The sequence below is a fragment of the Synechococcus sp. CCY9201 genome (genome assembly GCF_034931105.1).
Classification (GTDB): domain Bacteria; phylum Cyanobacteriota; class Cyanobacteriia; order PCC-6307; family Cyanobiaceae; genus CBW1002.
In genome coordinates this window covers 1-6,033 of sequence record NZ_JAYGIC010000166.1, presented here as the reverse complement: position 1 = coordinate 6,033, position 6,033 = coordinate 1, and the positions used below count along the sequence as shown (strand labels likewise).

The 6,033-nt window shown below is 67.2% G+C and carries 9 protein-coding genes and 1 pseudogene; 1 reads left to right on the top strand and 9 read right to left on the bottom strand.

The window, feature by feature from the left end:
* Together VB716_RS16170 and VB716_RS16165 are read right to left on the bottom strand one after the other, a co-directional pair.
* Positions 1-157: TrmH family RNA methyltransferase (locus tag VB716_RS16170; RefSeq protein WP_323271023.1), on the bottom strand; the 157-nt coding region annotated here is incomplete at its 3' end.
* A gap of 25 nt (positions 158-182) precedes the next feature.
* On the bottom strand, positions 183-656 hold the full coding sequence (locus VB716_RS16165; RefSeq protein ID WP_323271021.1) for a cytochrome c: 474 nt from the start codon (positions 654-656) through the stop codon (positions 183-185).
* A gap of 39 nt (positions 657-695) precedes the next feature.
* Here VB716_RS16165 and petG point away from each other — a divergent pair, with 39 nt between their 5' ends.
* Positions 696-809 (top strand): cytochrome b6-f complex subunit V, encoded by a 114-nt coding sequence (petG, locus tag VB716_RS16160; protein ID WP_015110794.1) that lies wholly within the window; start codon positions 696-698, stop codon positions 807-809.
* Positions 810-890: 81 nt separating this feature from the next.
* On the opposite strand, the pseudogene VB716_RS16155 reads toward petG, so the two are convergent.
* From VB716_RS16155 to VB716_RS16125, 7 genes and pseudogenes are all read right to left on the bottom strand, one after another.
* Positions 891-1,370, bottom strand: a pseudogene (locus VB716_RS16155) (RsmD family RNA methyltransferase); the annotation flags it as partial.
* A gap of 85 nt (positions 1,371-1,455) precedes the next feature.
* Complete coding sequence (gene hisH, locus VB716_RS16150) at positions 1,456-2,085, bottom strand: imidazole glycerol phosphate synthase subunit HisH (protein ID WP_197169696.1); 630 nt, start codon at positions 2,083-2,085, stop codon at positions 1,456-1,458.
* Entirely contained in the window at positions 2,082-3,107 is a 1,026-nt protein-coding gene (locus VB716_RS16145) for a TIGR00730 family Rossman fold protein (protein WP_231597763.1), read from the bottom strand. Before VB716_RS16145 ends, hisH begins: the two co-directional genes overlap by 4 nt.
* 47 nt (positions 3,108-3,154) lie before the next feature.
* Positions 3,155-3,478, bottom strand: a complete 324-nt coding sequence (trxA, locus tag VB716_RS16140) for a thioredoxin (RefSeq protein WP_197153940.1) — start codon at positions 3,476-3,478, stop codon at positions 3,155-3,157.
* A gap of 237 nt (positions 3,479-3,715) precedes the next feature.
* A complete protein-coding gene (locus tag VB716_RS16135) occupies positions 3,716-4,879 on the bottom strand; it encodes a GuaB3 family IMP dehydrogenase-related protein (RefSeq protein ID WP_323271020.1) in 1,164 nt (387 codons plus the stop codon).
* Between the two features lie 57 nt (positions 4,880-4,936).
* Complete coding sequence (locus VB716_RS16130; RefSeq protein ID WP_197169697.1) at positions 4,937-5,425, bottom strand: CAAD domain-containing protein; 489 nt, start codon at positions 5,423-5,425, stop codon at positions 4,937-4,939.
* Between the two features lie 182 nt (positions 5,426-5,607).
* The coding region (locus tag VB716_RS16125; protein WP_323271019.1) for a homocysteine biosynthesis protein at positions 5,608-6,033 on the bottom strand (426 nt) is incomplete at its 5' end.

Below are 6,033 nucleotides of genomic sequence, written 5' to 3'. Positions count from 1 at the left end.
GGGAGCGGCCATGCACCGCCATCCGCACCGCTTCCTCGCCGAGGGGGTCGCAGCGGGGAGCCACCAAGCGCAGGCGGTCCACCCCGAAGTTGGCGCACAGGCGGGCGACGCTGCCGACGTTGAGAGGGCCTGCCGGCTCCACCAGCACCACGACGATGGGTGGCCGGTCGGGGCTCAAGGGATCAAGGCAGGGTGTGGAGGAACGCGAGCAGATCAGCCATGGCCTGGGGATCGGGCTGGAAGCGCGGCATCGGCGGGGTACGGCCACTCACCACCTGCTCGATCAGCTGGCGATCGCTCTTGCGGCGATCCACGCCATGCAGATTCGGGCCCACCAGTCCCTGGGCCGCCAGGCCGTGGCAGCCAGCACAGTTGAGTCGAAACAGTCGCCCGCCGTTACCGGCCGAGCCGGTGAGGTCGATCGTCTGGCGGGTGTAGGGATCCATCCGTGCCACCGGCAGCACCACCAGCACCAGCAGGATGCAGGCGACGGCAGCCACCGCCACCAGGGCCGCAACCAGGCCACGTCTCCGTCCTCCTGAACTCTCGTCCTGTCCGGGCGGCGCGATGCCGGAGAGACCGTCTGGGCTGCTCAGCGCGGGGGAGGGAGGAGCTGTCACGGATGGAGAAAAGGCACGCAGTGCCGACCGGCGCATGGAAGAATTGTGCCGTGCTTCCCGTCACGGCGTTTCCCCATGATCGAACCCCTGCTCTGCGGCATCGTGCTGGGTCTGATCCCCGTGACCCTGGTGGGGCTGTTCGTGGCTGCCTGGAACCAGTACCGCCGCGGCAGTGCCCTCGGCGGCTGAAACCGGTCTGTTGACCTCCAGCAGCTGAATCGTGGTGCTGCCATAGCGCCGCTCGTCGCGGCAGCGCCATCCCGCTGGCAGCTCGGGCCGGGCGTTGCTGGCGCACTCCCAGATCAGCGTTCCACCCGGTGCGAGCCACGTTCCGTCCAGCAGAGCCGCCGCAATCGCCGGGTAAAGCCCAGCCTGGTAGGGAGGATCGGCGTAGATCAGATCAAAACCAGTACCGGCCTGCTCTCGCTTGAGCCAGCCGATCACCTCCTGGCAGATCACCGTCAGCTTCGGCACTGTCAACGAAGGGCTCGTCAACGGAGACTCCGTCAGGCAGGGATCTGAAACCGTGGTCCGTTCGGGGGTCCAGCGGGTGGCAGCCGTCACACCGGCCACAGCTTCGAGGTTGCTGCGGCTGATGGCGGCATGGCGGCGATCCTTGTCCACTGCCACCACCACGGCGGCTCCACGCTGCAGGGCTTCACAGCCCATGGCACCGCTGCCGCTGAACAGATCCAGCCAGGTCGCATCCGGCAGATCGCGGCACAGCATGTTCATCACCGCTTCGCGCACCCGGGCCGGGGTGGGGCGGGCCCCATGGCCCGGCGGGCTGAGCAAGGTGCGGCCACCGCTGAGACGCAGGCTCACGAGGCTCCTCTCAGGCTGGCAGCTGGGCGAGCCACTCCAGCCAGCGGCGCAGCATCGCCTCGCCCACCGGGCCCGATTTTTCTGGATGGAACTGACAGGCCGCGATCCGCTCCTGCCAGACCGCCGCGGTGAGCGGCACTCCACCGAAATCCACCTGGGCGGTGATGCAGGCCGGGTCCAGCGGTTCCGCGGCGTAGGAGTGCACGAAATAGACCCACTGCGGCGGTAGCCCATCGGGGAGCAGCGCACTGGCCTGGGCTGGCAGCAACGGTGCCCATCCCATGTGCGGGATCGGATGACCCGGCAGCCGAGGCAGAGCGCTGACACGCCCGGCCAGCAATCCCAGCCCGGGGCGTTGGCCTTCGTCGCTGGCCTCGAAGAGAAGCTGCAGCCCCAGGCAGATGCCGAGCAGGGGCCGACCAGCTCCACACCATGCGGCAATCGCCGGGATCAAGCCCGACTGCTCCAGGCGGTCCATGGCTGGATCAAACGCCCCCACTCCCGGCAGCACCAGGGCCTGCACACCCTCGATCTGAGCGGCGGTGTGGATCGGCACCACCGCAGCGCCGAGACGCTCGAAGGCCCGCTGCACCGAGTGGAGGTTGCCCATGCCGTAGTCGAGCAGGCCGAGCCGGATCACAGGGTCGCCTCCACCAGACGCACACCGGGCTGCTCCAGGGCAGGGCAGGGGGCCAGATCGAGCCCGTTGAGCCGGTCGATCAGCTGATACAGCTGGCCGATGCGGCGCTTGTCGAGCTGGAAGCGGAGGCAGGGCCGCAGGATGCCGTTCTCATCGCAGCTTTCACCGGCACTGATGGTGCCCTCCTTCACCAGCTGCTCGAACTCGCGGTTGAGCTCGGCCAGCAGCGCGATCGGGACGGGAACGTGCATCAGCAGTTCGAGGCGGTCTTCGCCCAGATTGGTGCCGTGATAAACGCGGTAGAACCGGCAGATCTGGGCGATCGCCTCGTGGGCCGTGCGCGCTTCCCGCAGCAGCGAGGTGTCTTCCGGTGAGATGAGGCCACGATCCACCAGGCTGCGGCGGATGTCGTCCTGCCACACCTCCCAGAAGCGGTCCCCGTCCGGCGCCAGCAGAACCAGAGGGATCGGCGGAGTGCGACCGGTCTGAATCAGGGTCAGGGACTCGAACAGCTCATCGAAGGTGCCGAACCCGCCCGGCATCACCACCAAGGCATCACTTTCCCGCAGGAAGAACAGTTTGCGGGTGAAAAAGTAGCGAAAGTGAAGCAGCCGCCCGTCGCAGCCACTCACATAGCGGTTGGCGTGCTGTTCAAACGGCAGATCCACGTTGAGGCCGATGCTGTTCTCACAACCGGCTCCCTGGTTGGCCGCCTCCATGACGCCGCCACCGGCTCCGGTCATCACCTCGAAGCCCTGGGCCACCGCTGCCGCAGCCAGCTCCATGGCCAGCTGGTAGGAGGGATCCTCGGGGGACGTGCGGGCCGAGCCGAACACCGTCACCTTGCGGGTCTGGCGGTGGGGCTGGAACACCGCGAGTCCATCACGGATATCCGCCATGGCGCCGTTGATCAGGCGCCATTCACTGGTGTCGTCACTGCTGCGGGCGATCTCCAGCAGCGTGACGATGGTGCGTTCGATCTGACGGCGTTGTGGATGCCCCTGGAGCAGGTTGCCCAGCACCTGCAGGGGGCTCTGACCAAAGCCGTCGAGGGCGGAAAGAGAGGGAGTCAGAGGTACTTGGAAATCGTTCCGGAAAGGGTGGTCTTGGGAACGGCTCCAACGACGGTGTCAACCTTGTTGCCGCCCTTGAACACCATCAGGGTAGGGATGGAACGGATGCCGTACTGACTGGCGACATTGGGGTTCTCGTCGGTGTTGAGCTTGAACACCTTGATCTTGCCCTCGAATTCCTTGGCAATTTCATCGACGATCGGCGCCACCATCCGGCAGGGGCCGCACCAGGGAGCCCAGAAATCCACCAGCACAGGCACGTCGCTCTTGAGCACGTCTTGCTCAAAGGAGGCGTCGGTGACGGCTGCAGCGCTGGACATCCTTTACTGGGATCAGGGTGATTCGAATCTAGCAACGGCCCCTGAATCCTCCAGACAGCTCCCGTCGAAGCGTTGCACGGCTTGATGGGACACGACCCAGGGGCCAGGAAGACAAAAAGCCCGGACGCGCCGGGCCGGGGGGTGTGAGGAGTGTGCGAGCCGTAGCCCCCACGCCTTGAGATTAACGCCCGTCTCGCCGGCGCCCGAACTGAATCTCAGCTTGCGACAGGCCCGGAATCACTTGCCCATGCCCAACTGCTGGGCCTTCTGATACACCTTCCCTTCGGTGAGCAGCGACGGAGCGACCACCACCTCCACCTGCTGCATGTCCTGGATGGTGCGGGCTCCCAGGGTGCCCATGGAGGTGCGGATGCAGCCCAGCAGATTCTGGGTGCCGTCATCGAGGCCAGCGGGGCCACGCAGGATCTTCTCGAGGCTGCCGGTGGTGCCCACCTTGATGCGGGTGCCCCTGGGCAGCACGGGGCTGGGGGTGGCCATACCCCAGTGGAAGCCGCGGCCCGGGGCTTCGGCGGCACGGGCGATCGGCGAGCCGATCATCACGGCGTCGGCGCCGCAGGCCAGGCACTTGCAGATGTCGCCGCCGGTGACGATGCCACCATCCGCCACGATCGGTACGTAACGGCCGCTCTCTTTCTGATAGTCGTCGCGGGCGGCTGCGCAGTCGGCCACTGCGGTGGCCTGGGGGATGCCGATACCCAGCACGCCGCGCGAGGTGCAGGCGGCACCGGGGCCGATTCCCACCATCACGCCGGCGGCGCCGGCACGCATCAGCTGCAGGGCCACCTCGTAGGTGACGCAGTTGCCGATCACCACCGGCACGCCGAAGTCGCGGCAGAGGGTGGCCAGATCCAGGGTTTCCTGGCCTTCAGGGCCGATGTGCTCGGTGCTCACCACCGTGGCCTGGACGAAGAACAGGTCCGCACCGGCCTCGGCGATCGCCTTGCCGAACTTCAGGGCAGCCACGGGGGTGGCGCTCACCGCGGCAATGCCACCCTTGGCCTTGATCTCAGCGATCCGCTGGCGAATCAGATCCTCCCGGACCGGCTGGCTGTAGAGCTCCTGCATCAGCAGCACGAAGTCGTCCTTGCCCACGGCGGCGATGCGATCCAGCACGGGGTTGGGGTCGTCGTAGCGGCACTGCACCCCCTCCAGGTTCAGCACCCCCAGGGCCCCTTGCCTGGTGAGCTCCACGGCCATATCCACGTCCACCACCCCATCCATGGCGCTGGCGATGATCGGGATCTCCCGATCGATGCCACCCAGGGTCCAGCTGCTGTCGGTCACCGCCGGATCGACAGTGCGGCCACCGGGCACCAGGGCGATCTCATCGATGCCGTAGGCACGGCGGACGGTGCGGGATCGACCGAGCTGGATGTTCACCGGAGACTGACGCAATCGAGACAAACTATCAACAAGCCGTCACATCACGGCGCCGACTCAGCCCCTGCCGCGAAAGGATTCCCAGCGCCTGCTCCAGTCCTGCAGCAGGGCCTCACGATCCTTGCTGTAAACCAGCTTGGTCACAGCGAAGCGGCTGAGCCAGATCACCCCCACCAGCTCCAGCAGCCCGGGCAGCAGGGGCAGGCTCTGCATCGCCCCGATCACGCCGGCGTAAACCTTCAGGAGCATCACCACTCCGATCAGCACCGCTAGGGCGATCAGCGGGGAGCGCAGCTGCTGCCAGAGCTCCTGCACGGCGCCACTGGCGAACCAGTCCTGCAGCTTCGAAACCAGCAACTGCCATTCGCCACCCTCCCCGGCATCTCCCTCCAGAGGAGGCACCGTCAAGGTGGCGGCCAGCGGCGAGTCACTGTCCGTTGCCGGTGTGGTGACTTCCGGGGCCTGCGCAGCCTCCACGGCAGGAGCCGGGGGGGTGGGCAGGCCGGCATCCTCGGCGGACGGCATCGGGCTGGAACTGTCGACCATGGGTCCAGGCAGGGCTGGAGCGGAGCTTACGGCGACCTTTCCATGCGTTCCAGGCGGGAGGCCTTGAGATGGAGATCCCTGGAGATGAACTCTCAGGCGTTCCACGAGGGCCTTCAGGCCACAGGCTTCAGCGGGCCTCTGGCTTGAGGCAGGCGTGGTCTCCCGGCGTCATGGGACACCCTTCAGGGATCAAGGGGAAGCAGGGCTGCTCTCTCCGTCAGGGGCTGCAGGGGCAGTCTCAGGGGGAAACGTCCCTCCTGCAGGCGTTGCACCAGCTCCTCGGCGATCTCGGCCGCCAGGCGGATGCTGTGGGCCGGAGCGCAGCGCAGCGATCGGCCACTGACCTGCACCCGACCCGCCAGCAGCTGGGCATAGGGCACCCCGCCGAAGCTGGGCTTGATTCGCCGCGGGATCGACAGATCCAGCACCGGTGCCTCCAACTGTTCATGGGGCGCGGCGGCGCGGCGGGCGACGGCCTCGCTGAGCAGGGGGACCGGTGCCGCCAGCGCCACCAGCAGGGCACTGCCCTGCCCCTCGAAATGGCTGGCCCGCAGCCAGCGCAGATCAAGATCGGCCAGGTCCACGCTCACCGCCGCCACGGCGCCGGG

What these genes read in the sequence shown, in the direction of transcription:
- trxA (WP_197153940.1), bottom strand. Translation starts at nt 3,478, where the DNA reads ATGTCCAGCGCTGCAGCCGTCACCGACGCCTCCTTTGAGCAAGACGTG.
- petG (WP_015110794.1), top strand. Translation starts at nt 696, where the DNA reads ATGATCGAACCCCTGCTCTGCGGCATCGTGCTGGGTCTGATCCCCGTG.
- VB716_RS16130 (WP_197169697.1), bottom strand. Translation starts at nt 5,425, where the DNA reads ATGGTCGACAGTTCCAGCCCGATGCCGTCCGCCGAGGATGCCGGCCTG.
- VB716_RS16165 (WP_323271021.1), bottom strand. Translation starts at nt 656, where the DNA reads ATGCGCCGGTCGGCACTGCGTGCCTTTTCTCCATCCGTGACAGCTCCT.